This is a genomic window from Limnohabitans sp. TS-CS-82, assembly GCF_002943475.1.
In genome coordinates this window covers 48,416-74,217 of record NZ_PTQX01000006.1, presented here as the reverse complement: position 1 = coordinate 74,217, position 25,802 = coordinate 48,416, and the positions used below count along the sequence as shown (strand labels likewise).

Annotated in this window: 29 protein-coding genes and 1 tRNA gene; 16 read left to right on the top strand and 14 right to left on the bottom strand. The window is 56.5% G+C overall.

Translation table 11 applies throughout. The features are described 5' to 3' along the window. Nucleotides 1-3 precede the first annotated feature (3 nt). From C5F52_RS13330 to C5F52_RS13320, 3 genes are all read left to right on the top strand, one after another. Nucleotides 4-219 (top strand): hypothetical protein, encoded by a 216-nt coding sequence (locus C5F52_RS13330; protein WP_104798847.1) that lies wholly within the window; start codon nucleotides 4-6, stop codon nucleotides 217-219. A gap of 6 nt (nucleotides 220-225) precedes the next feature. After that, nucleotides 226-1,410 carry a VWA domain-containing protein gene (locus tag C5F52_RS13325; protein WP_104798846.1) on the top strand — a complete coding sequence of 395 codons (1,185 nt, stop codon included), beginning with the start codon at nucleotides 226-228 and terminating at the stop codon, nucleotides 1,408-1,410. Nucleotides 1,411-1,432: 22 nt separating this feature from the next. Next, a tRNA-Arg gene (locus tag C5F52_RS13320) sits at nucleotides 1,433-1,507 on the top strand. Nucleotides 1,508-1,617: 110 nt separating this feature from the next. Here C5F52_RS13320 and C5F52_RS13315 read toward each other — a convergent pair. The 6 genes from C5F52_RS13315 to C5F52_RS13290 form a co-directional block, all read right to left on the bottom strand. Then, on the bottom strand, nucleotides 1,618-2,805 hold the full coding sequence (locus tag C5F52_RS13315; RefSeq protein WP_104798845.1) for a porin: 1,188 nt from the start codon (nucleotides 2,803-2,805) through the stop codon (nucleotides 1,618-1,620). Between the two features lie 127 nt (nucleotides 2,806-2,932). Next, entirely contained in the window at nucleotides 2,933-3,568 is a 636-nt protein-coding gene (locus C5F52_RS13310) for an alpha/beta hydrolase (RefSeq protein ID WP_104798844.1), read from the bottom strand. A 19-nt stretch (nucleotides 3,569-3,587) separates the two neighbouring features. Continuing rightward, nucleotides 3,588-4,232 carry a DsbA family oxidoreductase gene (locus C5F52_RS13305; protein ID WP_104798843.1) on the bottom strand — a complete coding sequence of 215 codons (645 nt, stop codon included), beginning with the start codon at nucleotides 4,230-4,232 and terminating at the stop codon, nucleotides 3,588-3,590. After that, nucleotides 4,232-5,290, bottom strand: a complete 1,059-nt coding sequence (locus tag C5F52_RS13300; protein ID WP_104798842.1) for a 3-keto-5-aminohexanoate cleavage protein — start codon at nucleotides 5,288-5,290, stop codon at nucleotides 4,232-4,234. The genes C5F52_RS13305 and C5F52_RS13300 overlap by 1 nt, the downstream gene beginning before the upstream one ends. A gap of 25 nt (nucleotides 5,291-5,315) precedes the next feature. Further along, a complete protein-coding gene (locus tag C5F52_RS13295) occupies nucleotides 5,316-6,173 on the bottom strand; it encodes a TauD/TfdA family dioxygenase (RefSeq protein ID WP_104798841.1) in 858 nt (285 codons plus the stop codon). A 9-nt stretch (nucleotides 6,174-6,182) separates the two neighbouring features. Next, the gene (locus tag C5F52_RS13290; RefSeq protein WP_104798840.1) at nucleotides 6,183-7,163 is read right to left on the bottom strand and encodes a quinone oxidoreductase; all 981 of its coding nucleotides are present in this window, start codon (nucleotides 7,161-7,163) and stop codon (nucleotides 6,183-6,185) included. Between the two features lie 146 nt (nucleotides 7,164-7,309). On the opposite strand from C5F52_RS13290, the gene C5F52_RS13285 reads away from it, so the two are divergent. The 4 genes from C5F52_RS13285 to C5F52_RS13270 all read left to right on the top strand — a co-directional run bounded on the left by C5F52_RS13285 (nucleotide 7,310) and on the right by C5F52_RS13270 (nucleotide 11,247). Continuing rightward, the gene (locus tag C5F52_RS13285; protein ID WP_104798839.1) at nucleotides 7,310-8,350 is read left to right on the top strand and encodes an AraC family transcriptional regulator; all 1,041 of its coding nucleotides are present in this window, start codon (nucleotides 7,310-7,312) and stop codon (nucleotides 8,348-8,350) included. 122 nt (nucleotides 8,351-8,472) lie between these two features. Continuing rightward, nucleotides 8,473-9,459: a tripartite tricarboxylate transporter substrate binding protein gene (locus C5F52_RS13280; protein WP_201747016.1), complete on the top strand. Its 987-nt coding sequence runs from the start codon at nucleotides 8,473-8,475 to the stop codon at nucleotides 9,457-9,459. Between the two features lie 44 nt (nucleotides 9,460-9,503). After that, complete coding sequence (locus tag C5F52_RS13275) at nucleotides 9,504-10,487, top strand: YeiH family protein (RefSeq protein WP_104798838.1); 984 nt, start codon at nucleotides 9,504-9,506, stop codon at nucleotides 10,485-10,487. A gap of 157 nt (nucleotides 10,488-10,644) precedes the next feature. Beyond that, complete coding sequence (locus C5F52_RS13270; RefSeq protein ID WP_201747015.1) at nucleotides 10,645-11,247, top strand: DUF1080 domain-containing protein; 603 nt, start codon at nucleotides 10,645-10,647, stop codon at nucleotides 11,245-11,247. Here C5F52_RS13270 and C5F52_RS13265 read toward each other — a convergent pair. After that, on the bottom strand, nucleotides 11,244-11,540 hold the full coding sequence (locus C5F52_RS13265) for a hypothetical protein (protein ID WP_161499700.1): 297 nt from the start codon (nucleotides 11,538-11,540) through the stop codon (nucleotides 11,244-11,246). The genes C5F52_RS13270 and C5F52_RS13265 overlap by 4 nt on opposite strands. 260 nt (nucleotides 11,541-11,800) lie before the next feature. On the opposite strand from C5F52_RS13265, the gene C5F52_RS13260 reads away from it, so the two are divergent. Continuing rightward, a complete protein-coding gene (locus C5F52_RS13260) occupies nucleotides 11,801-12,706 on the top strand; it encodes a DMT family transporter (protein WP_104799067.1) in 906 nt (301 codons plus the stop codon). Nucleotides 12,707-12,711: 5 nt separating this feature from the next. Here C5F52_RS13260 and C5F52_RS13255 read toward each other — a convergent pair whose 3' ends face one another. Beyond that, nucleotides 12,712-13,779: an alpha/beta fold hydrolase gene (locus tag C5F52_RS13255; RefSeq protein WP_104798836.1), complete on the bottom strand. Its 1,068-nt coding sequence runs from the start codon at nucleotides 13,777-13,779 to the stop codon at nucleotides 12,712-12,714. A 282-nt stretch (nucleotides 13,780-14,061) separates the two neighbouring features. On the opposite strand from C5F52_RS13255, the gene C5F52_RS13250 reads away from it, so the two are divergent. The 4 genes from C5F52_RS13250 (at nucleotide 14,062) to C5F52_RS13235 (ending at nucleotide 16,313) form a co-directional block, all read left to right on the top strand. Further along, nucleotides 14,062-15,225, top strand: coding sequence for a sorbosone dehydrogenase family protein (locus tag C5F52_RS13250; RefSeq protein WP_104799066.1), 1,164 nt, complete (start codon nucleotides 14,062-14,064; stop codon nucleotides 15,223-15,225). A gap of 32 nt (nucleotides 15,226-15,257) precedes the next feature. After that, nucleotides 15,258-15,821, top strand: coding sequence for a cytochrome c (locus tag C5F52_RS13245; RefSeq protein ID WP_161499699.1), 564 nt, complete (start codon nucleotides 15,258-15,260; stop codon nucleotides 15,819-15,821). A gap of 83 nt (nucleotides 15,822-15,904) precedes the next feature. Continuing rightward, nucleotides 15,905-16,114: a DUF2892 domain-containing protein gene (locus tag C5F52_RS13240; RefSeq protein WP_104798834.1), complete on the top strand. Its 210-nt coding sequence runs from the start codon at nucleotides 15,905-15,907 to the stop codon at nucleotides 16,112-16,114. 76 nt (nucleotides 16,115-16,190) lie between these two features. After that, nucleotides 16,191-16,313 carry a DUF3149 domain-containing protein gene (locus C5F52_RS13235; protein WP_104799065.1) on the top strand — a complete coding sequence of 41 codons (123 nt, stop codon included), beginning with the start codon at nucleotides 16,191-16,193 and terminating at the stop codon, nucleotides 16,311-16,313. On the opposite strand, the gene C5F52_RS13230 is transcribed toward C5F52_RS13235, so the two are convergent. Together C5F52_RS13230 and C5F52_RS13225 are read right to left on the bottom strand one after the other, a co-directional pair. Further along, entirely contained in the window at nucleotides 16,282-17,457 is a 1,176-nt protein-coding gene (locus C5F52_RS13230; RefSeq protein WP_104798833.1) for an MFS transporter, read from the bottom strand. The two genes, C5F52_RS13235 and C5F52_RS13230, sit on opposite strands and share 32 nt — an antisense overlap. Before the next feature lie 34 nt (nucleotides 17,458-17,491). Next, nucleotides 17,492-17,833 (bottom strand): carboxymuconolactone decarboxylase family protein, encoded by a 342-nt coding sequence (locus C5F52_RS13225; protein ID WP_104798832.1) that lies wholly within the window; start codon nucleotides 17,831-17,833, stop codon nucleotides 17,492-17,494. Nucleotides 17,834-18,041: 208 nt separating this feature from the next. Between C5F52_RS13225 and C5F52_RS13220 the strand changes: the two genes are divergently transcribed. Then, nucleotides 18,042-18,947 (top strand): dienelactone hydrolase family protein, encoded by a 906-nt coding sequence (locus C5F52_RS13220; protein ID WP_104798831.1) that lies wholly within the window; start codon nucleotides 18,042-18,044, stop codon nucleotides 18,945-18,947. A gap of 11 nt (nucleotides 18,948-18,958) precedes the next feature. On the opposite strand, the gene C5F52_RS13215 is transcribed toward C5F52_RS13220, so the two are convergent. The 4 genes from C5F52_RS13215 to C5F52_RS13200 all read right to left on the bottom strand — a co-directional run bounded on the left by C5F52_RS13215 (nucleotide 18,959) and on the right by C5F52_RS13200 (nucleotide 22,431). Next, on the bottom strand, nucleotides 18,959-20,044 hold the full coding sequence (locus tag C5F52_RS13215) for a sulfate/molybdate ABC transporter ATP-binding protein (protein ID WP_104798830.1): 1,086 nt from the start codon (nucleotides 20,042-20,044) through the stop codon (nucleotides 18,959-18,961). A gap of 64 nt (nucleotides 20,045-20,108) precedes the next feature. Further along, a complete protein-coding gene (cysW, locus tag C5F52_RS13210; RefSeq protein ID WP_104798829.1) occupies nucleotides 20,109-21,002 on the bottom strand; it encodes a sulfate ABC transporter permease subunit CysW in 894 nt (297 codons plus the stop codon). Then, nucleotides 20,999-21,838 carry a sulfate ABC transporter permease subunit CysT gene (gene cysT, locus C5F52_RS13205; RefSeq protein WP_104798828.1) on the bottom strand — a complete coding sequence of 280 codons (840 nt, stop codon included), beginning with the start codon at nucleotides 21,836-21,838 and terminating at the stop codon, nucleotides 20,999-21,001. The genes cysW and cysT overlap by 4 nt, the downstream gene beginning before the upstream one ends. Next, the gene (locus tag C5F52_RS13200; protein ID WP_104799064.1) at nucleotides 21,835-22,431 is read right to left on the bottom strand and encodes an alpha/beta hydrolase; all 597 of its coding nucleotides are present in this window, start codon (nucleotides 22,429-22,431) and stop codon (nucleotides 21,835-21,837) included. Before C5F52_RS13200 ends, cysT begins: the two co-directional genes overlap by 4 nt. Before the next feature lie 155 nt (nucleotides 22,432-22,586). Between C5F52_RS13200 and C5F52_RS13195 the strand changes: the two genes are divergently transcribed. The 3 genes from C5F52_RS13195 to C5F52_RS13185 are packed head-to-tail and all read left to right on the top strand — an operon-like array spanning nucleotide 22,587 to nucleotide 25,785. Continuing rightward, nucleotides 22,587-23,627, top strand: a complete 1,041-nt coding sequence (locus tag C5F52_RS13195) for an amino acid ABC transporter substrate-binding protein (RefSeq protein WP_104798827.1) — start codon at nucleotides 22,587-22,589, stop codon at nucleotides 23,625-23,627. 50 nt (nucleotides 23,628-23,677) lie between these two features. Further along, a complete protein-coding gene (locus tag C5F52_RS13190; RefSeq protein WP_104798826.1) occupies nucleotides 23,678-24,667 on the top strand; it encodes an amino acid ABC transporter permease in 990 nt (329 codons plus the stop codon). Then, nucleotides 24,667-25,785, top strand: coding sequence for an amino acid ABC transporter permease (locus C5F52_RS13185; protein ID WP_104798825.1), 1,119 nt, complete (start codon nucleotides 24,667-24,669; stop codon nucleotides 25,783-25,785). The genes C5F52_RS13190 and C5F52_RS13185 overlap by 1 nt, the downstream gene beginning before the upstream one ends. Nucleotides 25,786-25,802 lie beyond the last annotated feature (17 nt).

The window sequence follows — 25,802 nt, the reverse complement described above, 5'->3', positions numbered from 1 at the left end:
CCCATGCTTGCACAATTGATTGAAGGCTTGACCGATGCCTTGGGTTTCGTGATTGGCGCCCTGCTCGGCTACGGCTTGGGCGTAACATTTGGACTGAACTTGTTTGCCGAAGGTTACGGCGCGGGCAGCATGATTGCGATTTTGCTGGTCGGCTTGGGCGGCGGCATCGGCTTGCAAGCTGCCCGCCACCTGCGCACACGCAAGGCGCAACAAGACTAAAGCGCCATGCTGATCGATTTTTTTTACACCCTGCGCGCAGCCAAACTGCCGGTCTCCGTCAAGGAATACCTCACGCTCTTGGAAGCTTTGAAAGCCCAAGTCGTAGGCCCTGGCAGCGATGCCTGCAGCTTGGATGACTTCTATTTCTTGAGTCGCCTCATCTTGGTCAAAGATGAAAAGCACTACGACAAATTTGACCGTGCCTTTGGCGCGTACTTCAAAGGCGTCGACATGCTGACCGACTTCACCAAAGAAGTGCCGTTGGACTGGCTCGAAAAAATTCTGCAAAAAGAACTCACCCCAGAGCAAAAAGCCGCCATTGAAAAAATGGGCTGGGACGAGTTGATGGAGACGCTCAAGAAACGTCTCGAAGAACAAAAAGAACGCCATGAAGGCGGCAACAAATGGATTGGCACCGGCGGCACATCGCCGTTTGGTAATGGGGGCTACAACCCGCAAGGCATTCGCATTGGCGGCAAAGGGGGCAACAAAAGCGCCGTCAAAGTGTGGGACCAACGCAGCTACCAAGACTACGACGACACCCAAGAACTGGGCACCCGCAACATCAAAGTGGCCTTGCGCCGTTTGCGTCGGTTTGCACGTGAAGGCTCCGTCGAAGAACTGGACTTGGACGGCACCATCCACAAAACCGCGGCCAACGCCGGTTACCTCGACATCTTGATGCGTCCCGAGCGCCACAACAACGTGAAAGTGCTGCTGCTCATGGACGTGGGCGGCACGATGGACGAGCACATTGCCCGCGTGGAAGAAATGTTCTCAGCCGCGAAGGCTGAGTTCAAGCATCTGGAGTTTTATTACTTCCACAACTGCGTCTACGACTTCATGTGGCGCAACAACAAACGCCGCTTTGCCGAGAAATTCGCCACCGTCGACATCCTGCGCAAGTACAACAAAGACTACAAACTCATCTTCATTGGCGACGCCACCATGAGTCCGTATGAAATTGTGCAGCCCGGCGGCAGCGTGGAATACAACAACGAAGAAGCGGGCGCGGAATGGCTGCAACGCCTCACCCATGCGTTCCCCAAATACGCTTGGATCAACCCAGAACCCCAAGGCGTGTGGCAATACCGTCAAAGCGTCAGCATCATCCAGCAGCTCATGAGCAACCGCATGTACCCCATGACGTTGAAAGGCTTGGAAGAAGCCATGCGGATGCTGAGCAAGTGAGCCTCTAAAATACCTACTGGCCGCCGCCGTAGTTCAATGGATAGAACGACTCCCTCCTAAGGTGTAGATATGGGTTCGATTCCCGTCGGAGGCACCAGCGCCTCCATTTTTATCTAACGCCTATTGCGCAAAAAAAGAGGCCTCTTGCGAGGCCTCAATACCTTGGAAAAGCATGGATCTGAGGCAATCCATGCGCAGATTCAAGCATCAAAATGTGTAGCGCATGCCAAGCATCGTGGCTGTGTTGCTTGCGCCAGCGGGTGCCGGTGTACCAAAAATAGGACTCAAGTTCATATTGCTCCCTGTATTGCTGGTGCTCGCAGTTTGCAAATAAACAATAGTGTCCTTGAACATGACGTAGTCCACGCTGATAGCTGTTTGGGTAGCTTTGTTGCCGTCATTCGTCTTGTCTTTGATGTCGTAGTAACCACCAGAAATCGTGATCTCCGGATTCAGTTTGTAGGCCAAACCGAGTGCAGTGGCTGTGGTGTGTGTTGAACCGGCCACGATACCGCCACTTGCCGGCACCTGTGCCCCAGAGGGAATCTTGCCGTCAAACAAAGCAGCGCTCATCGTCCAATCGCCCATGGTGTAAAGCGCCCCCACTGAAGTCAATCGGTTGGTGTTTGCCGCATTGGTGAAACCGTAGGCGGTTGCGTTCGTGCCAGTGCCAACAGCACCATTGCCCTTACCGTTGTAGTACAGCGCCGATAGGCGCAACCCGCCATCGCTGTACATCGCGGTGATTGAGTCTTGGGCATTGGCGCTGTCGTTGCCGTTCGTGTTGCCAAAAACGTGCTGAACGCTGACTGTGGTGTTGGCGAACTTGGGGGACGTGTAGGTCAATGAGTTGTCGTTGTAGACGGTGCCAAACATAGCATTACCCGTGCCATTCCAAGCGCGAGTAGCGCTGTTCATGCCGACCAATGTTGTCAACGTAGAACCAAAGTAACGGGCACCACGGGCATCCGTACTGGCCATGGCAAAGTACATGGGGGCGACTTGGCGACCCAGTTTCAAATCACCTGCTTTGCCAGACAACCCGATGAGGGCCATTTGGTTGAAGTTTGTTGTTGTGCCCGCAGAATTAGCACCGCCGGTGGCGCCATCGTTGAGTTTGATGTTGCCCTGCAACTGGAAATAGGCCTTGTTGCCATTGCCCATGTCGCGTTGCCCTTTGATGCCCAAGTTGCTACCGCCAATGCCGCCGTCTTTGATGCCTGTGGATTTTCCTGCGTCAGCAGTAGTCGGTGTATAGGCTGGGCTGGCAGTGCTGGAGGACATGTTCAACACGCCAGCATCGAGTGCCCCGTAAAACTCAACACTGTTTTGTGCTTGGGCGACGCCAACACAGCTCAGGGCAGCGACGGCCAGTAGATTCAATTTTTTGTTCATAAAGTCTCCTCGTTGAATAAAGTGGATGAAATTTGGATGCTCATTGGAAAATTTTGAGTGCAAGCGATTCCAAGACGCGATTTTTCTTGAATTGATGGAACTTCATTTACCTATTTGTGACAGAGATTTATCTATTGACGACACGTGCTATGCCTTCAAGGGATAACCCCATGACTGTCAAATGACGCGATGCCATCTGCTCAGGCGTAACAGATAACTGGTCAATCAAAACCCGGGCCATGGGCCATTCGCCATAGCCCGAGGCCGGGTTGAGGTGACCGACCGCCCCCAGGTCCACGGTCTCGCTGCCCCAGTCCTTTGCCAGTGCCAGAACACGCGCACGATCCGCCAGCGGGTCGTTGTCGCTGGTAGCGACCAGACTGCGAAACGGCAAAGGCTTGCGCGGTACCGGCAGCCAGCCACCGGCCTGCAGCGCGGCCAGTGTGGGGTAGCCCTCGGGCATGGGCTGGTCAAAGTCGGGCGGTGTGGCCAGCAGGGCACCCACCACGCGGTGCGCATGCGCGCTGGTGTGCGCCCAGTGCGCCACCATCACGCAGCCGCCGCTGTGCGCCACCAGCACCACCGGCTCGGTGATGGTCGCCATGGCCGCTTCGATGGCTTGCACGCGTTGGCTGCAGTCGAGGTCTTCGCGGCCCATCGGCGGCACGGTGCACACTTGGGGCAGTTGGGCTGCGAGCCATGTTTGCCAATGGGTTTCCACGTGGTCGCGCAGACCGGGAACGATCAAAACAGTGGGGGACATCGGGAGCTTTCAGGGGCTTTCAGGCAAGGCTCTGGCCAGCGGCGAGCAGGGCCGAGAGCAAGGCCTCGGGAGGCTGTGCGCCTGACACGGCTTCACGTTGGTTGAAGACAAACAGCGGCACACCCGAGGCTCCGCCGGGCAAGGTCCAAATCGGTGGCGCATCGAGGGCTTCGGCTTCGGCGCTGTCCACGCCATGGGCTTGCGCCAGAGATGCCAGAACTTGGTCGTCGCCGATGTCGAGGCCCTGCACAAAGAAAGCCTCGAACAGGGCGTTCAACAGCGATTCGTGCTGCTTGGGGTGTTGCTGCGCGGCGAAGGCCAGCAGGCGGTGGGCACGCCAGGTGTTGGGGAACACGGCAATGCGTTCGTGGTGGATCGTCAGACCGGCACGGGCCGCTGCGGCCTGAACCTGTGCGCGGCGCGCACGCACCGCCTCGGGGCCGCCGAGCCGGTGTTCGTAAAACGCTTGGTAAGGCCAGCCCTGCGGTGGCGTCTGCGGGATCAGCTGCACCGAATGCCAGCGCAGCTGAACCTGCACGCCCGGCTGGCGCTCGGCCAGCCGCTGGCGTGCTGTGTTCAGGTGCGTTTTGCCGATCCAGCACCAGGGGCAGATCAGATCGAAGTACACATCGATCTGCACCGAGGCGCTTGGCGCGACAGGCATCAGGCCGCCTTGCGCAAAAAGCCCTGGTTGCCGCCGTTGCGGTTGGGCGAGAAGCCGTTGGCGGCCAGCGATTCTTCCACCGTGTCGTAGAACACGCCGATCTTCAGGATCTCGCGGGCTTCCTTGCCGGTGGCCACTTCGCGGCCGAATTCGCGCGAGATGCGCACCAGCTGTTCGATCTGCTCGACGGAGCTCATCTTGGCGGTACGCGCCTGGTTCCACAGGTTGTCTTCGATGCCGCAGCGCACATGCAGGCCCATGGCGATGCCCATCATGTTGATCGGCAGCACATTGCGCATGCTGCTTTCCACGGTGAGCTTGGTGCCGTCGGGGATGGCGCGCAGGAAGTTGGCCAGGTTGTAGACATTGGGCGCGTCCATACCGCCGCTGATGGCGACCCAGTTGCAGACCAGCGGGCCTTTGTAGACGCCACGGCGCATCAGGCGCTCCACCGTCTCAAAGCTGTTGAGGTTGTAGAACTGGAAGGCGCTCTGGATACCGGCGGCGCTCAGGCGGCGGATGTGCTCTTCGTACCAGGCGGGGTTGGAGGGCACCACCATTTCGCTGTAAGCGCGGCGGCCTTCGGGCGTGGCCATGGAGGTGCCCGCGATGTCGGCCTCTTCCATGTGCTCAATCACGTTCATCTGCACGGTGTTGATGGTCACCGTGACTTGGTCGGGCTTGGGGTCCAGCTCGGCCAGCATGTGACGGGTGTCGTCGGACAACCACTTGGCGATCTCGCCTTCACCAACCGGTGCGAACGAGATCGAGCCACCGACTTGGATGATCATGTCGGGCACGGCTTGGCGCACCCCGGCGATCAGCTCGTTGAACTTGGACAGGCGCTTGCTGCCCTTGCCATCGAGTTCGCGCACATGCAGGTGCAGCACGGTGGCACCGGCGTTGTAGCAGTCCACCGCCTTTTGAATCTGTTCTTCCATCGTGACCGGGATGTCTTCGGGGTAGTCCGAAGGAATCCACTCGGGGCCGTAGGGGGCGGCGGTGATGATGAGTTTTTCCTGGTTTTCAGGATAGAGGTGGCCGTCGAGAAAATACATAAGGGGTCTCCAAAAAAATCAAAAATCAAAAAGGTTTGGTGCCGACGATGCCTGCGCGTTCCATCTTGCGGTGGCAGGGCGGGTAGTCCATCACGGCGTAGTGCTGGGTGGCGCGGTTGTCCCAGATGGCCACGCTGTAGGGTTTCCAACGCCAGCGCACCTGGTATTCGGGGATGTAGGCCTGGCTGATCAGGTACTGCAGCAGGTCGCCTGCACCCTGGTTGAAGTCCTGGCCGTAACGCACCTTGTCTTTGTTGTGAAAGTTCACGAAGTGCGTGGTGAAGCCGTTGACGAAAAGCACCTTCTCGCCGGTGTCGGGGTGGGTGCGGATCACCGGGTGTTCCGAATCGGGGTATTGCGCCTTCATGGCCAGACGTTTCTCGATTGGCATGGCGGCCGCGAAGGTGGCGTTGAAGCTGTGGTTGGCGATCAGTCCTTCAATTTGCTGCTTCACACCTTCGGGCAGTTTCTCGTAGGCCAGTGCCATGTTGGCCCAGATGGTGTCGCCACCCACGGGCGGGCATTCGATGCAGCGCAGCACGCAACCCAGCGCCGGTTTTTCACGGAAGGTGCCGTCGGTGTGCCAGGAGTTTTCGTAGCGGTCTGGCGGGTTTTCGGGTGTCTTGTAGATTTGCACCAGACCAGGGGCTTCGGGATGGCTGGGCACCATGGGGTGGGTTTCGAGTTCGCCCAGTCTCCGGGCAAACGCCATGTGGTCCAGGCGCGAGAGTTTGTCCAGCGTCTGGTCCCGCAAGAACAGCACCTTGTGCTGGAGCAGGGCGGCGTAAATTTCTTGGAACAGGCCGTCGTCGCGCACGGCGTCGGCGAGGTTGACATCCACGAGTTCCGCGCCGATGGCGCAGGTCAGGGGTTCGATGCGCATGGTGATCCTTCAGATGACAAAGATGGACGAGCCGATGGTTTTGCGGGCTTCGAGGTCGCGGTGGGCCTGCACCGCGTCTTGCAGTGCGTAGCGCTGGTTGATCTCGATGCGGATGCGGCCAGCGGCGATGTGGCCGAATATTTCACTGGCCAGCTCGGCCTTTTCGGCCGGATCAGCGATGTAGTCGGCCAGCGCGGGGCGGGTAAGGTAGAGCGAGCCTTTTTGGGCCAGCAGGTTCGGGTTGAAGCCATCAATCGTGCCGCTGGCGGTGCCCACGCACACCATCAAGCCGCGGCGGCGCAGCGAGTCGAGCGAGGCGATGAAGGTGTTCTTGCCGACGCTGTCGATCACCACATCCACACCTTGGCCACCGGTGAGTTCACGCACGCGTTTGGCAATGTCCTCGTGGCTGTAGTTGATGGTGTGGTCGCAACCGTGCGAACGGGCCACGGCCGCTTTTTCTTCGGTCGAGACCGTGCCGATCACATTCAGGCCCAACAGCTTGGCCCATTGCGACACGATCAGGCCCACGCCACCGGCGGCGGCGTGCAGCAAGAGGGTCTCGCCCGGTTTGAAGTCGTAGATGCGGCGCATCAGGTAGGCCGAGGTCAGGCCGCGCATGGTCATGCCGGCAGCGGTTTCAAAAGGGATGGCGTCGGGCAGTTGGATCAGCGGGGCCGCCGGGATCAGGCGTTCTGTGCTGTAAGCCCCCAGCGTGTTGAGAAAACCGGTGTAAGTGACCCGGTCGCCCACCGCCACGTTGGTGACGTCGGGGCCTATGGCTTCCACCACACCTGCACCTTCGACGCCCATGCCGTTGGGCAGCGGGATCGGGTAGGTGCCGTTGCGAAAGTAGGTGTCGGCGTAGTTGAGGCCGACGGCCACATGGCGCAATCGCACTTGGCCGGGGCCGGGCTGGCCGACTTCGGCGTCTTTGTACTGAAGGACTTCGGGGCCGCCAATGCGGTCGAATGTCACGGCTTTGGCCATGGAAAGTCTCCTAAATTGGTTTTTATCAAGGTTTAAATTTAGGTTTGTTTGCGTAAATCCCATTTGCCAATTCACGACTTTCAATTAGCATTTCGTGACACTTTCATAGAGCAAGCAAGCGTCACATTCTTTTTTTAGGAGATTTCATGAATCACCGAAATGCCCTGCAAGTTCGTGCTGCCGTGCTCTCGCATTACGGTGATGTCGCTAAAAATTTAGGACTAAGCCCGCATCTCATGCTGCGTAAGGTGGGTTTGACGCCGCGCATGCTCGCATCACCAACGCAACTGATTCCATTCAAAAGCGCCCTTGATCTGCTGGAAATTTCTGCCAAAGAAAGTGGTTGCAGCACGTTCGGACTACAGCTGGCCGAAGCACGTTTGCTTTCCGACTTCGGTCCAATTAGCTTGCTACTGACCCATCAACCGTCTATACGCATGGCTTTGCAGACGATTGCCCAATACAGACATCTGCTCAATGAAGCCTTGGGTATGCACATCGAAGATGTGGGTAAAACCACACTCATCCGAGAGGAGATCATCAGCGACTCCCCTGGCGGAACGCAGCAGTCCACAGACATGGCGGTGGGTGTGTTGATGCTGATTTTCCGAGCCATGCTGAGTCAACATTGGCGACCACAAGCGGTTCACTTCACCCATCCCGCCAATAGCGATCTACAAGTTCACAGACGCCTGTTTGGTTGCCCGCTGCATTTCAACAGTGACTTCAATGGGCTGGTTTGCCTGAAAGCAGACATGGACCGCCCCAACGAACGTGCGGATGCCACGATGGCCAGTTATGCACAGTCTTTCATAGAGGCGATGCCCAAACGCGGTCAAAGTTCGGTGCTTCAAGATGTACGTCGTTCGGTCTACTTACTGCTCCCCATGGGGCGAGCCAGTGTTGAGCAAATCGCTTCAGGCTTGGGCGTGAACGTGCGCACGCTTCAACGTCGACTGGACGACAGTGGCGTGAGTTTTTCGGAAGTCCTCAACGAAGTGCGTTGTGAACTTGCACAACGCTACATCACGCACACCCCCCACTCCATGGGGCGCGTTGCAGAGCAACTCGGATATTCCAATCTCAGCTCTTTCACCCGTTGGTTCACGTCTCAATTTGATTGTTCACCAACGTTGATGAGAGCGCGTGGCATAGATGAAACCCCGATGAGCATGAACCCGAAGTGACGTGTAAAGGTAAATTGTTGTCGTGAATAGGTAAGTAAGGGAAGCGTTCTTTGAGAACAATCACGTGGTTATTCAACTGACGGGGCGTTCGATCCCGATACACACCACACTGGAGACAAGACATGCTACTGCGTACACACATTCGCAAAATTCAACGAGCGATCCTCATTTCTCTCACGGGCACCTTCATGATGTCGGCTGCCATGGCTTGGACGGACAAGCCTGTCAAATTGCTAGTGCCCGCACCAGCTGGCGGCAACATCGATGTCATCGCACGCTTGCTGGCCGAGCAACTTGCCGCGGATATTGGTCAGCCCATGGTGGTGGACAACCGGCCCGGTGCGGGCGGTGCGATTGCCGTGCAAGTCTTGCGTTCAGCGCCGGCAGATGGACAGACGGTGCTGGTGACTGCCAGCAATGTGTTGACAGAGATTCCTCATGTGCTCAAAAGCGGCTTTGACCCGAACAAAGATGTTCGCCCAGTAGGCATCGTTGCACGTGGAAATTTGGTCATGATTGCAGCGCCGACGGTTCCTGCTAAAGACTTCAAAGGATTTGTTGCGTACGCACACAAGAACACGGGAACTCTGGGTTTTGCTTCTTACAGTGCTGGCACCATTTCGCATTACGCTGGCATGATATTGAACCAAAAGGCGGGCCTCGATTTGCAGCATGTGGCGTTTCAGGGTTCACCACCTGCCTTGGCACAGGTAATGGGTGGGCAAATTCCCGTCATGTTCGATGGCTATGCGACCTCTCGCAATTTAATTGCAACCGGTAAGGTGCAAGCCTATGCCGTAGCTGCCAAAAATCGACTCACTCAGTTGCCTGATGTGCCAACCTTGACGGAGCTGGGTTACCCAGAACTCGATTTTTCGAACTGGTTGGGTGTTGTCGTGTCCGCTTCTATGCCGACCGAATTGCAAGAAAAAATTCATAAGGCAGTGCGGCAAGTTGCCCTCAACCCTAAATTCCGTGGCCGCATGTTTGCGGCAGGTTTTGAAGCCGCAGAGGACTGGAGCATTCAGCAGTTGACACAGTCAGTTCGAACTGATTTTGATCGAAATGCGGCCATCGTTCGACAGTTCAATATCCAGATCAACCAGTGATCGCGCTTTACGCTCGCTGTGCCCTTTTGTGGCCTGGGCTGGCCATGTCTGCCGTGGTGGCCGTGGCGGCACTGTTTTTGGCAGACCATTACGGGGCACCTGTGATGCTGTTTGCCTTGCTGTTAGGCATGGCCGTCAACTTTCTCTCTGAAGATGCGCGTTGCAAAGCGGGCATTGAGTTCGTGGCTCGTCAGGTATTGCGCTGGGGCGTCGCTTTGTTGGGCCTGAAAATCACGATTGCACAGGTACAGGCTTTGGGCTGGCAGTCTGTGTTCATGGTGGTGCTTGCCGTTGCACTGACCATCGGCCTAGGCTTGTTGATGGCAAGATGGATGGGCTTCAGTGCCTTCTTTGGTTTGTTGTCTGGTGGAGCTGTGGGCATTTGCGGGGCTTCGGCTGCATTGGCGATTGCGGCCGCTTTTCCAAACCACCCGCAAAAAGACCGCGCCACCCTGTTTGTGGTCATCAGCGTGAGCACGCTGTCAACCGTGGCCATGGTGCTGTATCCGATGTTGACGCATTGGCTAGGGTTCAATCCAGAACAATCGGGCTTCTTTCTTGGCGGCACCATTCATGACGTGGCGCAGGTGGTAGGCGCGGGCTACAGCATGAGCCAGCAGACGGGCGATGCGGCCACGGTGATCAAACTCATGCGTGTGGCCATGCTGGTGCCGGTGATCATGGTCGCCGCTTGGATGACTCGAATAGCACATGCACAGCAGGCTCGGGATGGGGATGGGGAGGCTGTGGATACAACAGCGAGTCGCCCGCCTTTACTGCCGTGGTTCGCCGTGGTGTTTGTGCTGCTGGTGCTTCTCAATAGTTTTCTGCCCATGCCTGATTGGGTGAGCAGCACAGGGCATGCGTTGTCTCGGGCTTTTTTGGTAGCAGCCATGGCCGCCATCGGTATAAAAACTCACCTCAAGGACATCTTGAGTGTGGGCTGGAAACCCGTGGCCCTAATGCTTTTAGAAACCTTAATTTTGGCTGTGCTTGTCTACGGTTTTCTCTTGGGGCTAGCGCATTGATTGCAAAAATCGCACGATGCTTGGGTAGACCTGTCGACGTTGCGCACGTCAAGATTGAATACAGATGCGCATCCATTGGCAAGTCTGCGACAGCCCTAGGCCCATTTGAGGCCTACCCTTCCAGTGTCAAAACTCACCCACACTGGAGACACGCACCATGAAACTCACCGTATTCAAGCGCATGGCCGCACCGCTTGCGAGCCTTTGTTTGGCCGCCTGTGCCCAATTGGTTACACCTGCGCCAAACTGGACCACGTTGTTTGACAGCGCCAGCAACCTCAATGGTTGGACCTTGGTGGGTGATGCGAATTGGCGTTTGCAAGAGGGCGCCATTCAGGCCGACTTGCTGCGCAGCAAAGGCCCCAGCTATCTCGTCAGCAAACAAACTTTCACAGATCAAGAAATTTACGCAGAAATGTGGGTGGACACACACACCAACAGCGGCATCTTTATTCGTTGTCAAGACCCTCAGAAAATTGGCGCTGACAACTGCTATGAAATTAACGTGTGGGACACACGCCCTGACCCCAGTTACGGTACGGGTGCCATCGTGGATGTCGCCAAAGTCTCTCCCATGCCCAAAGCCGGCGGGCAGTGGAACACCTTAGAAATCAAGGCTAAAAATAACCACTTGACGGTGAAATTAAACGGGGTCGTTACGGCCGACGCCACAGACAGCAAATTCAGCAGCGGCTATTTAGCGCTTCAGTTTGGCAGTGGCGTGGTGAAATTTAGAAAAGTACTGACGCGCCCGATTTAAGCGGCCATTAACTCGGGCTCTGCGACGGCTTGAGCCATCGCATCGCTCAAGTCTTTGAAATATTGTTCTGACAAAGCCGTGGTCACCAAATATTTGGTGCGGCGGTTTTTGCCTTTGAAGACTTGTTCAATCAAGCCAGCTTCTCGCAACAAATCTAACTTGCGCTGGATCGTCGCAGGGGAAGCAATGCAGGACAGCTCCATGGCATTGCTGACCGTCATGGGGTTGTCTTGGGTATGACGCAGCAAAATTTTGTCCAGCAGCTGTTTGGCAAGCGGATCAATTTCAGCCATTCGGCTCGAAGGCTCTGTGTTCAAAGATTCGATCAGCTGAAGATAACGCAAGTAATAGGTTTTCAAAAGGAGGCCTCCAACTGTTAAAGCTGAGAATTTCACAAATTGGATGTTGCTGTATTCCCTTGTACGCAATATTAGCATATACGCCAAATGGCGTATGAAAATTTTTGAGCGATCCTTCCTCGAAAACGGCCTCATCCATGACAAAAGACGCAGTGGCGACGCCACACCGTCGGCGCTTGCCTTATGCTGAAAAAATGACTGCTTCTAGAACTCGTCTTTCAGCCACGGCCTTTGCCACGCTGTTGCTCATCGCGCTGATGATGGGCTCTAACCATGTCGCCGCTCGGTTTGCTTTTCAAAACGGTGTGGACGTTGCCACCGCCGTCACCGTCCGCAGCGGCATCACGGCCGCCGTGGTGGCTTACCTGCTGTGGCGCCATCGCGTGTCCATGCGCTTGACCCAGCAACACAAACGCGGCTTGCTTGCTGTTGGACTGCTGGTGGGCATTCAGAGCCTCTGCTTGTATTCGTCTGTGGCGCGCTTGCCCGTGGCGTTGGCACTACTGGCGTTTAACACGTACCCCTTGTGGACGGCGCTGTGGGCGCGCGTTGTGTATGGACACAGAGCAGACCCTACGCTGTTGCGCGCCATGCCCGTGATGCTGCTGGGCTTGGCCTTGGCGCTAGACGTGCTCGGTGCAGCTTCAGGACTGGGCGCACAAGCACAATGGAGTGCCATTGGCATCGGCGTGGCATTTGCCCTCACCGCTGCCGCCACTTTTGGCTTGGCTTTGGTCTTCACCCAACATGAAGCCGGCGATTTAGATGGACGACTGCGCACCTTCAGCACCATGAGCTTGGTGTTTTTGCTCAGCAGCAGCGTCGTGGTGGCACAAGGCGGACTTCATCTGCCCACAGCCGCAGCCGGTTGGTGGGGTTTGGCTGCATTGACGTTTTTGTACGGCACCGCCTTCACCATCATGTTCACGGTGCTGCCGCGTCTGGGCGTCGTGGGCAACTCTGCCATCATGAATGTCGAGCCGGTGTTTGCTTTGGTGCTGGCTTGGGTCATGTTGGGCCAAGCGATTGCCCCTGTCCAAGTGGCCGGCGGCTTGCTGGTGGTTGCCACAGTGATGTTTTTGGGGCTACGCAAGCGATGAGCTTTTTATTTTTGACCTCGGCGAGGCGCAGCCTTCAGCAAAGCCTCGACCTCTGCCTTCCACCACTTCGCCTGCCCCGTCGTGCCATGGCCCGCAGTTTGATCGCTGGCAGGAATCAAGAGCAAGCGTGAATTGGGAATGCGTTTGAGCACCTTGTCCATCACGCCCAACTCAGGCGGGTTGCGCTCATCATCGGCCGAGTTGATGGCTAAGACGGTGGCTTTGATTTTTTCTAAGTTCGCCAGCGGGTTGTAGTCGCGCGACGAGTCCCATTGGTACAAGTGATCGTTCGCGTCGCCTGGGAAGGCCGCTTTTAAGCGCTGGTCCAACAACTGGTCCGCCTTCTCGCGCGTCGAGGCCAAGCGTTGCAAGGCTTGGTTGCCACCGCTGGTCGCCGTGGCATAAAACACCGAGACAAATTGCCAGCTGCGCGGTTGGGTGGTGTAGTTGCCGCCCATCCATTCGGGGTCGTTGCGAATCGAATCAGTGATGAGTCGGCGCATCATCCAATTGCGGCCAGACATCTCGCTGGGCATCGACGCCATCGGCACCATCACATCCATGAAGTCAGGATGCGTCATGCCCCACAACCACACCTGCATGCCGCCCATGGAGTTGCCCAAAATCAGGCGCACATGTTTGACGTTCAAGCCTTCGGTGAGCAAACGAAACTGCGCACTGACCATGTCATCGTAGTTGTAGCGCGGAAATTTTGCGCGCAAACCGTTCGAAGGTTTGCTGGAACGCCCCGTCCCAATGGCGTCGGGCAAGATCACAAAATATTTGCTGGCATCCAAGGCTTGACCAGGACCAAACAGTTCGCCACCAAAGGCGGGATTCAACATGCCCGTGCCTGTCCCCGTGGTGCCATGCAAGATCACCACAGCTTCATTCGCGGGGTCCCCGAGGGTCGTGTAACCCACATTTAATTCAGGCATTACCTCCCCTGTGTGAAAGCGAAAGTCCTTGGCTACCCAAACACCTTCTTTGCGGTTGGAGAAGTTTTGCGCATCTGCACTGGCTAGAAAAAAGGTCAAAGCAACCCCTAAAAACAAAGAGAAAAAACGGGTCATAAAAATAGCCTTTCAAAACGGTCTTAGCACCATGAATTAGCTCACGCGCTGCGAGCGCGTGACTTTAAAGAACCCTCATGCTGCACTGTATCGCGCAGCTTGCAACAGACCCATGGCGAAAACCAAGGCAACTGCAGTACCAATCGCCTTGGTGACTCGATCACAAGAAATTTCAGTTTTAATCCAACCCATTAAAAGGAGACCTTCGTGAAACTCAATCGCTTCAATCGCACCCTACAAAGTGCCACCCTCACACTGGGCATGGCCCTGAGCACTCTGGCCATGGCGCAAGCCCCTGCCGCCGCGCCCGCTGCTGCGGCCATCCCGCCCACTTGGGCACAAGGCCGCACGGCTGAACAAGCTGCCCTGAACTTGGTGCCCCATCCCCCCGGCATGACGGCGCTGCCAGTGAGCGATATTCCCACTGACAAACTCAAAGTTCCCGCTGGCTTCAAAGTCGAACTGTGGGCCTCTGGCATGCCCAACGCACGCTCGATGGTGCAAACACCCAACGGCACCTTGTTTGTAGGCACCCGTTTCCCAGGCAACGTCTATGCCGTGGTTGAGAAAGACGGCAAGCGCGACGTGAAAGTGATCGCCAAAGGCTTGCATCGCCCCAACGGCGTGGCATTCAAAGACGGCTCGCTGTATGTGGCCGAACTGTCGCGCATCATTCGCTACGACAACATCGAGGCAAACTTAGACAGCCCACCTTCACCCGTGGTCGTGTTTGACGCATTACCCAAGGACGAACCACACGGCTGGAAGTTCATGAAGTTGAGCCCAGACGGCAACTACTTGTATTTCCAAATTGGCACGCCCGCCAACATCACCGTGCAACCCGTCACGCATGCTGTGATTGTTCGCTTGAACTTGAAGACCAACATCTTGGAAACCGTGGCTCATGGCGTGCGTAACAGCGTGGGCATGGACTTCCACCCCGTGACCAAAGAGCTGTGGTTCACCAACAATGCGCGCGACTGGGTGAATGACGATCTGCCAAACGACACGCTGCATCGCATCACGCGTAAAGGCATGAACTTTGGCTACCCCTTCTGCCATCAAGGCGATCTGCTGGACATCGACTTCGGCAAAGGCCGCTCGTGCGATGAGTTCGACAAGCCCGTCTCCAAGATTGGCCCTCACGTCGCTGCGTTGGGTATGCGCTTCTACACAGGCAAACAATTCCCTGCTGAATACACCCACAACATCTTCATCGCTGAGCACGGCTCATGGAACCGTACCAAGAAAACCGGTTTCGATGTGGTGCGTGTGGCGCTCGATGCCAAGGGCAACGTGACCAAGAAAGAAGTCTTCATCTCCGGTTGGATTCAAGGCGATGATTTCTGGGGCCGCCCTGCCGACGTGCACGTCATGAAAGACGGCTCAATGCTGGTCTCTGACGACGTTGCCGGTGCCATCTTCCGCGTCTCACACAGCAAATAATGTTCTCGAACGTTTCAAAGGCCATTCCTGGAATGGCCTTTTTTTTCTTAGCACTCACCACCTCTTACGCGACAGCAGCCCCTGACGCTGTCGCGGGCCAAGCCAAAGCGCAACTCTGCGCGGCGTGCCATGGAGAGAACGGCGTGTCGGCCATTCCCGGCACGCCCCATTTGGCGGCGCAACCACCGCTGTCGATCTTTTATCAACTGCTGCAGTTTCGTGACCAACGACGCAAAGGTGGCGGCATGGAAGCCATCGCCGCCACACTGAGCGAACAAGACATGCGCGACATCGCAGCGCACTATGCCCGTCAGCCTGCGCCTGCTGCGCATGCCGGTGGCGACGCTGCACACATTGCACGCGGTCAACAAATTGCCCAGCAGCAATATTGCGCGTCATGCCATGGCGCGCAGTTGCAGGGGCAAAAGCATGTGCCACGCCTGTCGGGTCAGTCCAGCGAGTACTTTGTGACGCAACTGCGTAATCTGCGTTCTGGCGCACGCGCAGACATGGACGGCACCATGGCCAGCGCCGCACGCAGTTTGACTGACGAGGAAATCGAAGCCATGGCGGCCTACGCCCGTAGCCTGCCTTAAAACGCCAAAGCGCCACGCTTGATTTAGATCAAGCGTGCGCGCATGATGCCAAGGTCTAATTCGGCATTACCTTGGAGAAACCTATGAAATCAAATGTGGGCGGCATTGACCGCGTCTTGCGCATCGTGGCGGGCTTGGTCTTGATTGCATTGGCAGCCACGGGGCAAATCGGCGCTTGGGGCTACGTCGGTGTGATCGTTTTGGCCACTGGGCTGTTTAGTTTTTGCGGCGCGTACACCTTGTTTGGTCTCAGCACTTGCCCGATGAAAACAGAGGAAGACCTTAAAAGCTAAGCGCTTGCGACAGATCAATCTTTCGCAGCAAAACAAGGTGCAAGATGGTGTCATCACTTTTCACAAGGATGGCACCATGAAACTCTGGATTGATCTTTTCACCACCGACTACGGGCTGATGAGCATCATCGGCCTCGCCTTCATCATCGGCATGGGCATCTTCTTTCTCAGGATGTTCTTGGGACTGACGAAGACCTGAACTTCAGCCACAACAGGCCCGCCCCCGTCACAGCGACGGGGAGCAGCGAACCCCAATTGAGCCAACTCCAGCCTTGGCTGGTCACCAAAGCACCCGATGCGAATGAAGTGAACGCCATCGTGGCGAACACACAGAAATTAATGGCAGCTTGTGCACGATTCTTTTCAGCGGCTGTGTAAGCCTGCATCGACAACGTGGTGCTGCCGGTGAACAAGAAGTTCCAGCCCACGCCCAGCAAAAACAAAGCAAACAAGAATTGATGCAGATCTGTGCCTGACAAGGCCACCGCAATGCATGCCGCGTTGAGCACCACGCCAACGCCCATGATGGACAGCACGCCAAAGCGTTTGATCAAATGTCCTGTGAAAAATCCTGGGGCAAACATGCCAATCACATGCCATTGCAGCACCCAAGCTGTGTCTTCAAAAGGCAAACCACACACTTGCATCGCCAAAGGCGTGGCCGCCATCAGCAAGTTCATCACCCCGTACCCTAAAGCAGCCGCCAAAGTGGCGATCACAAACACAGGCTGTCGCATGATGACGCTCAAAGGGCGGCCAGTGTCTGCATGCATGGGTCCAGCCGTGACTGCGGGGAACTTGATCGAACTCACCACGGCCATCGACAAAACAGCAATCAAGGCCAGTGCCACATAAGCGCCTGCAAAGGGTTTGTCCATCAAACTCTTGGTTTGAATGGCCAAATTAGGGCCAATGATGGCACCCATCAAACCACCCGCCATCACCAAAGACACCGCTTTTTCGCGGTAGTCCACGGCGCACAACTCTGCGGCAGCGAAGCGGTACAACTGGGCGTTCGCGCTGTAATAACCGGCCACCACGGTCGCCGTTACCAACAGCCAAAACGATTGAATCGATACGGCCCAAGCCCCCAAGCCCGCGGACAGCAAGGCCACCAACAACCCCAGTTGAAAAGAGCCCTTGCGCCCAAACCGTTGCTGGGATTTGGCGACCAAACCGGTGCTGAGTGCGCCGCCCACCACATAGCCCATCACGGGCAAGGTCGCCATCCACGACACCGGGGCCAAACTCAAGCCCACCAAGCCATTGATCGCGATGAAGGTCACGTTGTTGGTAAGGAACAGCCCTTGGGCGATGGCAAGGAAAAGCAGATGGCGGTTCATGACGACCTAAGACAAAGGGGATAAAAGGGCAGTTTTAAGCGAGGGTATCCCAAGCTTTGAGGGTTTCAGCTGCATACATCAAGGCAGGACCACCGCCCATGTAAACACACACCGCCAGCATTTCTTCCAACTCTTGGCGAGTGCAACCCAATTTGAGCAGCGCTTTGACATGAAAACCAATGCAGCCCGAGCAATGTTGCGTGATGCCAATGGCAAGCGCCATCAGCTCTTTGTGTTTGGTGCTGACCGCTCCTTCAGCCATGGCCGATTTGGCCAATTGCCCAAAACCTTGCATCGCATCGGGTTGTGCTTTACGAAACAACCCCAACGACTCGTTGATGCCTTGAATCAAGTTGGCATGGTCAAAAGTGCTCATCAAATTACTCCATCAAAAGTTCAAAGACAGACTGAACAGTCTTGCGTGGTGAATCTAAATTGTATGCTTAAATAATTGATTGCTTATATTAAAAACTCCCCGCATGATCCACATTCAAGATGAAAGGATTCATGACTGGGTGACTCAGCAAATCACAGATTCAGCGTAAGCTCACACAAATTTTTTTCTTGAACCCAGAGGAAATGCCATGAACACCAACTTCATCCAAGACACCCAAGCGCTGCTCAACCACGATGGACAGACGATGCCCCAACCCACACGTCGCTTGGCCTTGCAGTCCGCGCTGGGCTTGGGCTATGCCGCGGCAGCCATGCCGTTGATCGCACAAACAGCCATCAAAACCTCAGGTGAGGGTTTGGTCGAAGGTGAAGTGTTGATCGATGTCAACGGTTTTCAAATGCCCGCCTACCGATCTGCCCCTGTTGGAAAAACCAACTTGCCCGTGGTCTTGGTGATCTCAGAAATTTTTGGTGTGCACGAATACATTGCCGATGTCACACGACGTTTCGCCAAACTGGGCTACTTGGCCATTGCCCCTGAGCTGTTTGTACGCCAAGGTGACCCCAGCACTTATGGCGAATTGGCCAAGCTCATGAGCGAGTTAATTGCCAAAGTACCAGACGCACAAGTGATGGCCGACTTGGACGCCACTTTGAAATGGGCCAGCCAAAACGGCGGCAATGCCGATCGTGCGGCCATCACCGGCTTTTGCTGGGGCGGTCGCATCACATGGTTGTATGCCGAGCACAACCCAAAACTCAAAGCAGGCGTGGCTTGGTACGGTCGCATGGAAGGCCAAACCAATGCCAACAATCCCAAACACCCCATCGACTTGGTCACTGCACTGAAAGCACCTGTACTGGGTTTGTACGGCGGGGCAGACACGGGCATTCCCGTCACGTCGGTCAACGCCATGAAACAAGCCTTGGCGCTCGCTGCCAATCAAGGCAACTCAGCGGCCAAGGCCAGCGAGTTTGTGGTGTACCCAGACACCCCCCATGCTTTCCACGCAGACTATCGCCCCAGCTACCGCGCCACGCCTGCGACAGACGGCTGGAGCCGCGCTATAGCTTGGCTCAAACAATACGTCTAAGCAAGCACCGTTTAGGCCACAAACACCCGCGCTTTTCGCGGTGTGAGCACCAAAGTCTCACCCTCTGTGAATCCCTGCTCGTAGAACTGCGATGCAGGGATTTGCGCTTCAATGATCTGCGCATCAGAAGGGCTGTCACCTTCAGCCGCGATCAACTCCAAACGGGCAATCGGTCCCACCACAATGGCTCGGGTCAGTTTGGCCACGATGCCTTCGTCGCCTGATGTGTAGCGACGCACATCCAAGTCATGCGGACGCACATACGCAAAGGCCTTAGCGTCTTGCGCGGCATGGTGCTCGGGGCTGGCCACGCGCACGGTTTGGTCTTCCACACCGATGTGCATTTCGCCCTCGTGGGCACGGCCATGGAACAAGTTCACATCGCCTAAGAAGCCATACACAAATGGGCTGGCTGGATGCTCCCACACCTCTTGAGGTGAGCCTACCTGCTCGACATTGCCTTTGTTCATCACCACCACGCGGTCGGCCACTTCGAGCGCTTCTTCTTGGTCGTGGGTCACAAAGATGGTGGTCACATTCAAATCGTCGTGCAAGCGGCGCAACCAGCGGCGCAGCTCTTTGCGCACCTTGGCATCCAAAGCACCAAAGGGCTCGTCCAACAACAACACTTTGGGTTCCACCGCTAAGGCGCGTGCCAAAGCAATGCGCTGGCGTTGGCCACCTGAGAGCTGTGAGGGATAGCGGTCGGCCAGCCAATCGAGTTGCACGAGACTCAGCAAGTCGTGCACTTTTCGATTAATTTGTTCTTCGCTCGGGCGTTCGCTGCGCGGTTTCACGCGCAGGCCAAAGGCTACGTTTTCAAACACGGTCATGTGGCGAAACAAGGCGTAATGCTGAAACACAAAACCCACTTGACGCTCGCGCACATGCACGTGCGTGGTGTCTTCACCGCTGAAAAAAATGGTGCCTGAGTCACCCGTTTCTAAACCCGCGATGATGCGCAGCAAGGTGGTTTTGCCGCAGCCCGAAGGGCCTAACAAAGCGATCAACTCGCCAGAGTGGATGTCTAGGCTCACATCGCCCAGTGCTTGAAAAGCGCCAAATTGTTTGTGAATGTTTCTGATTTCGATGCTCATGATTCGGGTCTCATCTTCTTAAATTTCACGGCGTTGCGACTAGGTGTGTGTGAATTCCATGCGCTCATGCGTGTGGGCGTTCCATGGGCAAATCAGCCGTGGCCTTCAGCTCACGCGCATGACGCCACGCCACCACAGACTTAATAGCCAAGGTCACCAAAGCCAACAAGGCCAACAGCGAGGCCACGGCAAACGCCGCCACCGATTGGTATTCGTTGTACAAAATTTCCACATGCAATGGCATGGTGTTGGTCTGTCCGCGAATGTGGCCCGACACCACCGACACCGCGCCAAACTCGCCCATGGCACGGGCGTTACACAAGATGACGCCGTAAATCAAACCCCACTTGATGTTGGGCAGCGTGACATACCAAAAGGTTTGCCAGCCTGTGGCACCCAACACAATGGCGGCTTGCTCTTCGTCATTGCCCTGCGCTTGCATGAGCGGAATCAGCTCACGTGCGATGAAGGGAAACGTGACAAACACGGTGGCCAACACAATGCCAGGCACCGCAAAAATGATGTGAATGTCATGCGCTTGCAACCAAGGGCCAAACCAGCCCTGTGCGCCAAACATCAACACATAAATCAAACCCGCCACCACGGGTGACACCGAGAACGGCAAGTCCACCAGTGTGGTTAAAAACGCTTTGCCTGTGAACTCATATTTGGCAATGGCCCATGCAGCCGCCACACCAAACACCAAGTTCAGCGGCACGGCAATGAGAGCGGTGATGAAGGTCAAGCGAATGGCCGACCAAGCGTCGGGCTCTTGCAACGCTGCCCAATACGCCTCAAAGCCTTTGCGCAAGGCTTCAGTGAAGACAGCCGCCAAAGGCAAAACCAAAAAGAAAAACATAAACGTCAGCGCCACGCTAATCAGGCTGTAGCGCACCCATGCGGGTTCTGTGGTGCCCGCTTGTGCGCGGCGCAGAGATGGGTTCAAAGTGGTACTCATGCCGATACTCCCGTACGGCGGCGCTGCCAAGCTTGCAAAGCATTGATCACCAAGAGCAACACAAACGACATCACCAACATCACTACGGCCACGGCAGTGGCGCCCGCGTAGTCATACTGCTCCAACTTGCTGATGATGATGAGCGGCGTGATTTCAGACACCATGGGCATATTGCCCGCAATGAAAATAACCGAGCCATATTCACCAATCGCACGCGCAAACGCCATGGCAAAACCCGTCAGCAAGGCAGGCGCAATGCTGGGGAAAATCACACGGGTGAAAGTTTGCCAACGCGTGGCGCCCAAACACGTCGCCGCTTCTTCGAGCTCCTTCTCAGCGTCCTCCAACACGGGTTGAACCGTGCGCACCACAAAAGGCAAGCCAATGAAGATGAGGGCAATCACAACACCATTGGGGTTGAACGCGAGTTGAATACCGAGCGGCTCTAAATACTGCCCCACCCAGCCGTTGCCCGCCAACAAGGCTGTTAGCGAAATACCAGCCACAGCCGTGGGCAAGGCGAATGGCAAATCCACCAACGCGTCCACCACTTTTTTACCGAAAAAATCGTAGCGCACCAGCACCCACGCCACGAGCAAACCAAACACCACGTTCACCAAAGCTGCGATCAACGAGGCACCAAAGGTCAAGCGGTAAGAGGCCATCACACGCGGGCCGGTGACGGCGACAACGAATTGGTCCCACGTCAGCGTGAATGTTTTGAACAGCAGCGCAGAAAGCGGGATCAACACAATCAGGCTCAGATACGTGAGCGTGAAACCGAGGGTGATGTTGAAGCCTGGGAGCACGCGCGCAGGTCGAGAAAAAGTGCTCATGCGATTTGAAATCCTAAAGACGAAACAGAGGCCGCGGGACTTGCTGCAGGCAGAGGGTGCAAAGGCGAGCCCACCAACGATTGCAACAAAGCCAAACCCAAAGGCCATTCACCAAAGCCCGACTCGATGTTGATGTGCCCCGCATTTTGCAAACGCACAAACTCACTGCCCCATGCGCGGGCATAGGCACCCGCGGTGCGCACAGGACAAAACGGGTCATTGCTGCTGGCCACCAACACGCTGCGGTAAGGCAAGGCTTGGTAAGGCACAGGCGCGAAATCCACCAAAGGGCCACGACGCTCAGGGTCTGCAGGCGCCACCAACAAAGCACCTTGAATGCGCGACGCCACCTCAGGGGGTAAATGTGTGGTGGCGATGCAGCCCAGGCTATGCGCGATGACCACAACGGGGCCGGGTTGCGCCAAGATGGTGTCGCTGATGCTGCGAACCCAAGCGTTGCGCGTGGGCTGCATCCAGTCGTCTTGTTTGACGCGCACAGCACCGACCAAAGACTCTGCCCACAGAGTTTGCCAGTGACCGGGGCCTGAATCGCGCCAACCTGGAACGATGATGAGGGTGGGTGTTTGAGACATGGCCGCGATTGTGTGCAAGCCCCAGCCAATCACAAACAACAGTTTTGTAGTTTGTTAATAGCCAACTCATCTATGCAGCCACAGGGCGCATCAGGCCAAAGGTCTTGAGGTTTGACGGACAATGTCTCAGTTCTATTTTTCAAGCAGGAGCCCCCATGCACTCACCTCTGATTCGTCGACCTTTACAGGCTGTGGCGGCCTTGGTTTTTCTGAGCGCCAGCGCCATGAATGCATGGGCAGGCAAAACCTTAGACACTGTCAAACAACGCGACCAAGTGGTGTGCGGGGTCAACACGGGCTTGGCTGGTTTTGGCGCAGCCGACAGTCAAGGCAAATGGACCGGTTTGGATGTGGACGTGTGCCGCGCTGTGGCCGCCGCCGTGTTGGGCAATGCCGACAAGGTGCGCTACGTGCCGCTGTCTGCGCCCCAACGCTTCACAGCCCTGCAATCGGGTGAGGTCGATGTGCTGTCGCGTAACACCACGTTCACCCTGACACGCGATGCCTCCATGGGCTTGCATCAAACCGCCGTGACCTATTACGACGGCCAAGGCTTCATGACGCCCGCCAAGAACAACCTGAAAAGTGCCAAGCAACTCAAAGGGGCCACCGTGTGTGTGCAATCGGGCACCACCACCGAGAAGAACCTGACTGACTTTTCACGCGCCAACAAACTCGACATCAAACCCGTCGTGTTCGAAAAATTTGATGCAGCCAATGCCGCCTACTTTGCGGGCCGCTGCAAGGCCTACACCACCGACGCCTCAGGATTAGCCTCCATCCGCGCCAAAGAAGCCAAGACACCGAAAGACCACGTCATCCTGCCCGAGCTGATTTCCAAAGAGCCTCTGGGCCCCTTGGTGCGTCGGGGCGACGACGAGTGGCTGGCCATCGTCAAATGGACGGTGTATGGCTTGGTCGAGGCAGAAGAAGTCGGCATCACAGCCGCCACGGTCGACAAACTCAAAGCCGAAAGCACCGACCCCGTGGTGCTGCGCTTGCTTGGCAAGTCCGAAGACACCGGCAAACTTCTGGGCCTAGACCGCGACTGGTTGGCACGCGCCCTCGGTGCAGTTGGCAACTACGGCGAAATGTTCGAGCGTCACTTGGGTGAAAAAACACCCATGGCCCTCAAACGCGGTTTGAATGCGCAGTGGAACAAAGGCGGTTTGCAATACGCCATGCCCATTCGCTGATGAAACACAAACCACGCACACATCACACCACGTTCTCGCGCTGACTCGCCATGCCTCTGCACAGCCGCCGCACCCGCGCCCTGCTCTACCAAGTTCTGTTGGTCTCCCTGTTGGTGGGCGTGGCGTATTGGCTGTTGAACAACACGCTTACAAATTTGCGTGCGCGTGGCATTCAAAGTGGGTTTGGATTTTTGTTCGACACCGCGGGCTTTGACATCGGCGAGTCAATGATTCCCTACGATTCAACGCAGGCCTATTGGCAAGCCTTCTTGGTTGGCCTGCTCAACACCTTGCGCGTGTCGGTGTTGGGCATGGTGATCTGCACGGTATGGGGCGCCTTGTTAGGGTTGGGACGCGTGTCCCACAACGCTTTGGTGCGGGGTTTGTGCTACGGCTACACCGAGCTGTTTCGTAACATTCCCCTGCTGCTACAACTCTTCATGTGGTACGTGTTGCTGGTCGAGTTCATGCCCGACACCGATGCATCACTGCACGTCAATGACTGGCTGTTTTTGAGCAAAGGTGGCTTGACACTGCCGTGGCTGATTCATGCCGATGGCGCTTGGGCTTGGGACGTGCCTGTGTGGCGCATCGTCGAAGGTGTGGGTGAAGTCACAGGCGGTGCCAGCGTAACGCCTGAGTTCTTGGCCTTGACGTGGGGTTTGAGCCTGTACACCTCGGCCTTCGTTGCGGAGTTGGTGCGTGCTGGCATCCATGCTGTGCCGCGTGGTCAAACCGAAGCGGCCAAAAGCATCGGTTTATCGGCTTGGCAGACGCAGCGCTTGGTGGTGCTGCCGCAGGCCATGCGCGTGGTCATTCCACCGCTGACCAACCAGTATTTGAACTTGATCAAGAACTCATCCTTGGCGGTGGCCATCGGCTACCCCGACTTGGTCAACATCTCCAACACGGCCTTGAACCAAACGGGCCGCGCTGTGGAGTGCATCGCCATCGTGATGGCGGTGTACCTGAGCTTGTCATTGCTGACCGCTGCGCTGATGAATGTGTACAACCGCCGCATGGCGTTGAGGGCGCGTTGATGCCACGTCAACCCACCACACATCCGTGGGTCGCGGCCAGACCCGCACCCGTCACGCGCAACTCATGGTGGCAGTGGTGCCACATCCATCTCTGGCCCACGAAAGGGCAAGCTGTGGTGAGTGGCTTGCTGCTGATGGCGCTGCTGTGGTGGCTACCGACGGCCCTCAACTGGGCGCTGTGGCGGGCGGTATGGCAAGCCGATGCCGACAGCTGTCAAGCCCTGCGCGGTGTTGGTGCCTGCTGGGGCGTGGTGAGCGAAAAATACAGACTCATCTTGCTCGGGCGTTACCCCTTTGAGGCGCAATGGCGGCCTGTGGTGGCCACACTCGCATTGGTCACGGCACTGGTGCTGAGTTGTCTACCGGTCTTGTGGCGGCGCAACTTGGCACTGATGTGGGTGGCCGTGTGGCTGCTGTTTTTTGGTTTGATGGGCGGCGGCACTTGGTGGGGCGTACCGACCGGCTTGCAAGTGGTATCCAGCGACCAATGGGGTGGCCTGCCGCTGACCTTGATGCTGGCCACACTTGCCATCAGCTTGGCGTTTCCGTTGGGCGTGTTGCTGGCCTTGGGGCGGCAAAGCACACTGCCCGCCTTGCGCAGCGTGTGCGTGGGCTACATCGAGTTGGTGCGCGGCGTGCCTTTGATTTCAGTGTTATTCATGGCCAGCTTCATGTTTCCTTTGCTGTTGCCCAGTGGCACCTCGCCCGATGTGTTGCTGCGCGTGTTGGTGGGCATCACCTTGTTCTCAGCGGCTTACACGGCAGAAATTGTTCGCGGTGGTTTGCAAGCGGTGCCCCTAGGACAAGTGGAGGCCGCCGCCACCTTAGGACTCAGTTATTGGCAAACCCAGCGCTTGGTCGTTTTGCCCCAAGCCTTGACGCATGTGGTGCCGGGGCTGATGAACAACTTCATTGCCATCTTCAAAGACACCTCCTTGGTGACCATCGTGAGTTTGTACGAACTCTCGGGCGCTTTGGGGCTGGCCATCAGCGGCGATCCAAACTGGCGGCCTTTCAAAATTGAAGGCTATCTGTTCATCACCCTGATTTACTTTGTTTTTTGCTTCGCCATGTCGCGCTACAGCCTGTGGGTTGAGCGCCAACTCGCGCACCGCTGATGCCCCTAAGGAACACC

Excerpts from the sequence above, each read along its gene's own strand:
- C5F52_RS13330 (WP_104798847.1), top strand. The coding sequence starts at position 4 with ATGCTTGCACAATTGATTGAAGGCTTGACCGATGCCTTGGGTTTCGTG.
- C5F52_RS13325 (WP_104798846.1), top strand. The coding sequence starts at position 226 with ATGCTGATCGATTTTTTTTACACCCTGCGCGCAGCCAAACTGCCGGTC.
- C5F52_RS13315 (WP_104798845.1), bottom strand. The coding sequence starts at position 2,805 with ATGAACAAAAAATTGAATCTACTGGCCGTCGCTGCCCTGAGCTGTGTT.
- C5F52_RS13310 (WP_104798844.1), bottom strand. The coding sequence starts at position 3,568 with ATGTCCCCCACTGTTTTGATCGTTCCCGGTCTGCGCGACCACGTGGAA.
- C5F52_RS13305 (WP_104798843.1), bottom strand. The coding sequence starts at position 4,232 with ATGCCTGTCGCGCCAAGCGCCTCGGTGCAGATCGATGTGTACTTCGAT.
- C5F52_RS13300 (WP_104798842.1), bottom strand. The coding sequence starts at position 5,290 with ATGTATTTTCTCGACGGCCACCTCTATCCTGAAAACCAGGAAAAACTC.
- C5F52_RS13295 (WP_104798841.1), bottom strand. The coding sequence starts at position 6,173 with ATGCGCATCGAACCCCTGACCTGCGCCATCGGCGCGGAACTCGTGGAT.
- C5F52_RS13290 (WP_104798840.1), bottom strand. The coding sequence starts at position 7,163 with ATGGCCAAAGCCGTGACATTCGACCGCATTGGCGGCCCCGAAGTCCTT.
- C5F52_RS13285 (WP_104798839.1), top strand. The coding sequence starts at position 7,310 with ATGAATCACCGAAATGCCCTGCAAGTTCGTGCTGCCGTGCTCTCGCAT.
- C5F52_RS13280 (WP_201747016.1), top strand. The coding sequence starts at position 8,473 with ATGCTACTGCGTACACACATTCGCAAAATTCAACGAGCGATCCTCATT.
- C5F52_RS13275 (WP_104798838.1), top strand. The coding sequence starts at position 9,504 with ATGTCTGCCGTGGTGGCCGTGGCGGCACTGTTTTTGGCAGACCATTAC.
- C5F52_RS13270 (WP_201747015.1), top strand. The coding sequence starts at position 10,645 with ATGAAACTCACCGTATTCAAGCGCATGGCCGCACCGCTTGCGAGCCTT.
- C5F52_RS13265 (WP_161499700.1), bottom strand. The coding sequence starts at position 11,540 with ATGGCTGAAATTGATCCGCTTGCCAAACAGCTGCTGGACAAAATTTTG.
- C5F52_RS13260 (WP_104799067.1), top strand. The coding sequence starts at position 11,801 with ATGACTGCTTCTAGAACTCGTCTTTCAGCCACGGCCTTTGCCACGCTG.
- C5F52_RS13255 (WP_104798836.1), bottom strand. The coding sequence starts at position 13,779 with ATGACCCGTTTTTTCTCTTTGTTTTTAGGGGTTGCTTTGACCTTTTTT.
- C5F52_RS13250 (WP_104799066.1), top strand. The coding sequence starts at position 14,062 with ATGGCGCAAGCCCCTGCCGCCGCGCCCGCTGCTGCGGCCATCCCGCCC.
- C5F52_RS13245 (WP_161499699.1), top strand. The coding sequence starts at position 15,258 with ATGGCCTTTTTTTTCTTAGCACTCACCACCTCTTACGCGACAGCAGCC.
- C5F52_RS13240 (WP_104798834.1), top strand. The coding sequence starts at position 15,905 with ATGAAATCAAATGTGGGCGGCATTGACCGCGTCTTGCGCATCGTGGCG.
- C5F52_RS13235 (WP_104799065.1), top strand. The coding sequence starts at position 16,191 with ATGAAACTCTGGATTGATCTTTTCACCACCGACTACGGGCTGATGAGC.
- C5F52_RS13230 (WP_104798833.1), bottom strand. The coding sequence starts at position 17,457 with ATGAACCGCCATCTGCTTTTCCTTGCCATCGCCCAAGGGCTGTTCCTT.
- C5F52_RS13225 (WP_104798832.1), bottom strand. The coding sequence starts at position 17,833 with ATGAGCACTTTTGACCATGCCAACTTGATTCAAGGCATCAACGAGTCG.
- C5F52_RS13220 (WP_104798831.1), top strand. The coding sequence starts at position 18,042 with ATGAACACCAACTTCATCCAAGACACCCAAGCGCTGCTCAACCACGAT.
- C5F52_RS13215 (WP_104798830.1), bottom strand. The coding sequence starts at position 20,044 with ATGAGCATCGAAATCAGAAACATTCACAAACAATTTGGCGCTTTTCAA.
- cysW (WP_104798829.1), bottom strand. The coding sequence starts at position 21,002 with ATGAGTACCACTTTGAACCCATCTCTGCGCCGCGCACAAGCGGGCACC.
- cysT (WP_104798828.1), bottom strand. The coding sequence starts at position 21,838 with ATGAGCACTTTTTCTCGACCTGCGCGCGTGCTCCCAGGCTTCAACATC.
- C5F52_RS13200 (WP_104799064.1), bottom strand. The coding sequence starts at position 22,431 with ATGTCTCAAACACCCACCCTCATCATCGTTCCAGGTTGGCGCGATTCA.
- C5F52_RS13195 (WP_104798827.1), top strand. The coding sequence starts at position 22,587 with ATGCACTCACCTCTGATTCGTCGACCTTTACAGGCTGTGGCGGCCTTG.
- C5F52_RS13190 (WP_104798826.1), top strand. The coding sequence starts at position 23,678 with ATGCCTCTGCACAGCCGCCGCACCCGCGCCCTGCTCTACCAAGTTCTG.
- C5F52_RS13185 (WP_104798825.1), top strand. The coding sequence starts at position 24,667 with ATGCCACGTCAACCCACCACACATCCGTGGGTCGCGGCCAGACCCGCA.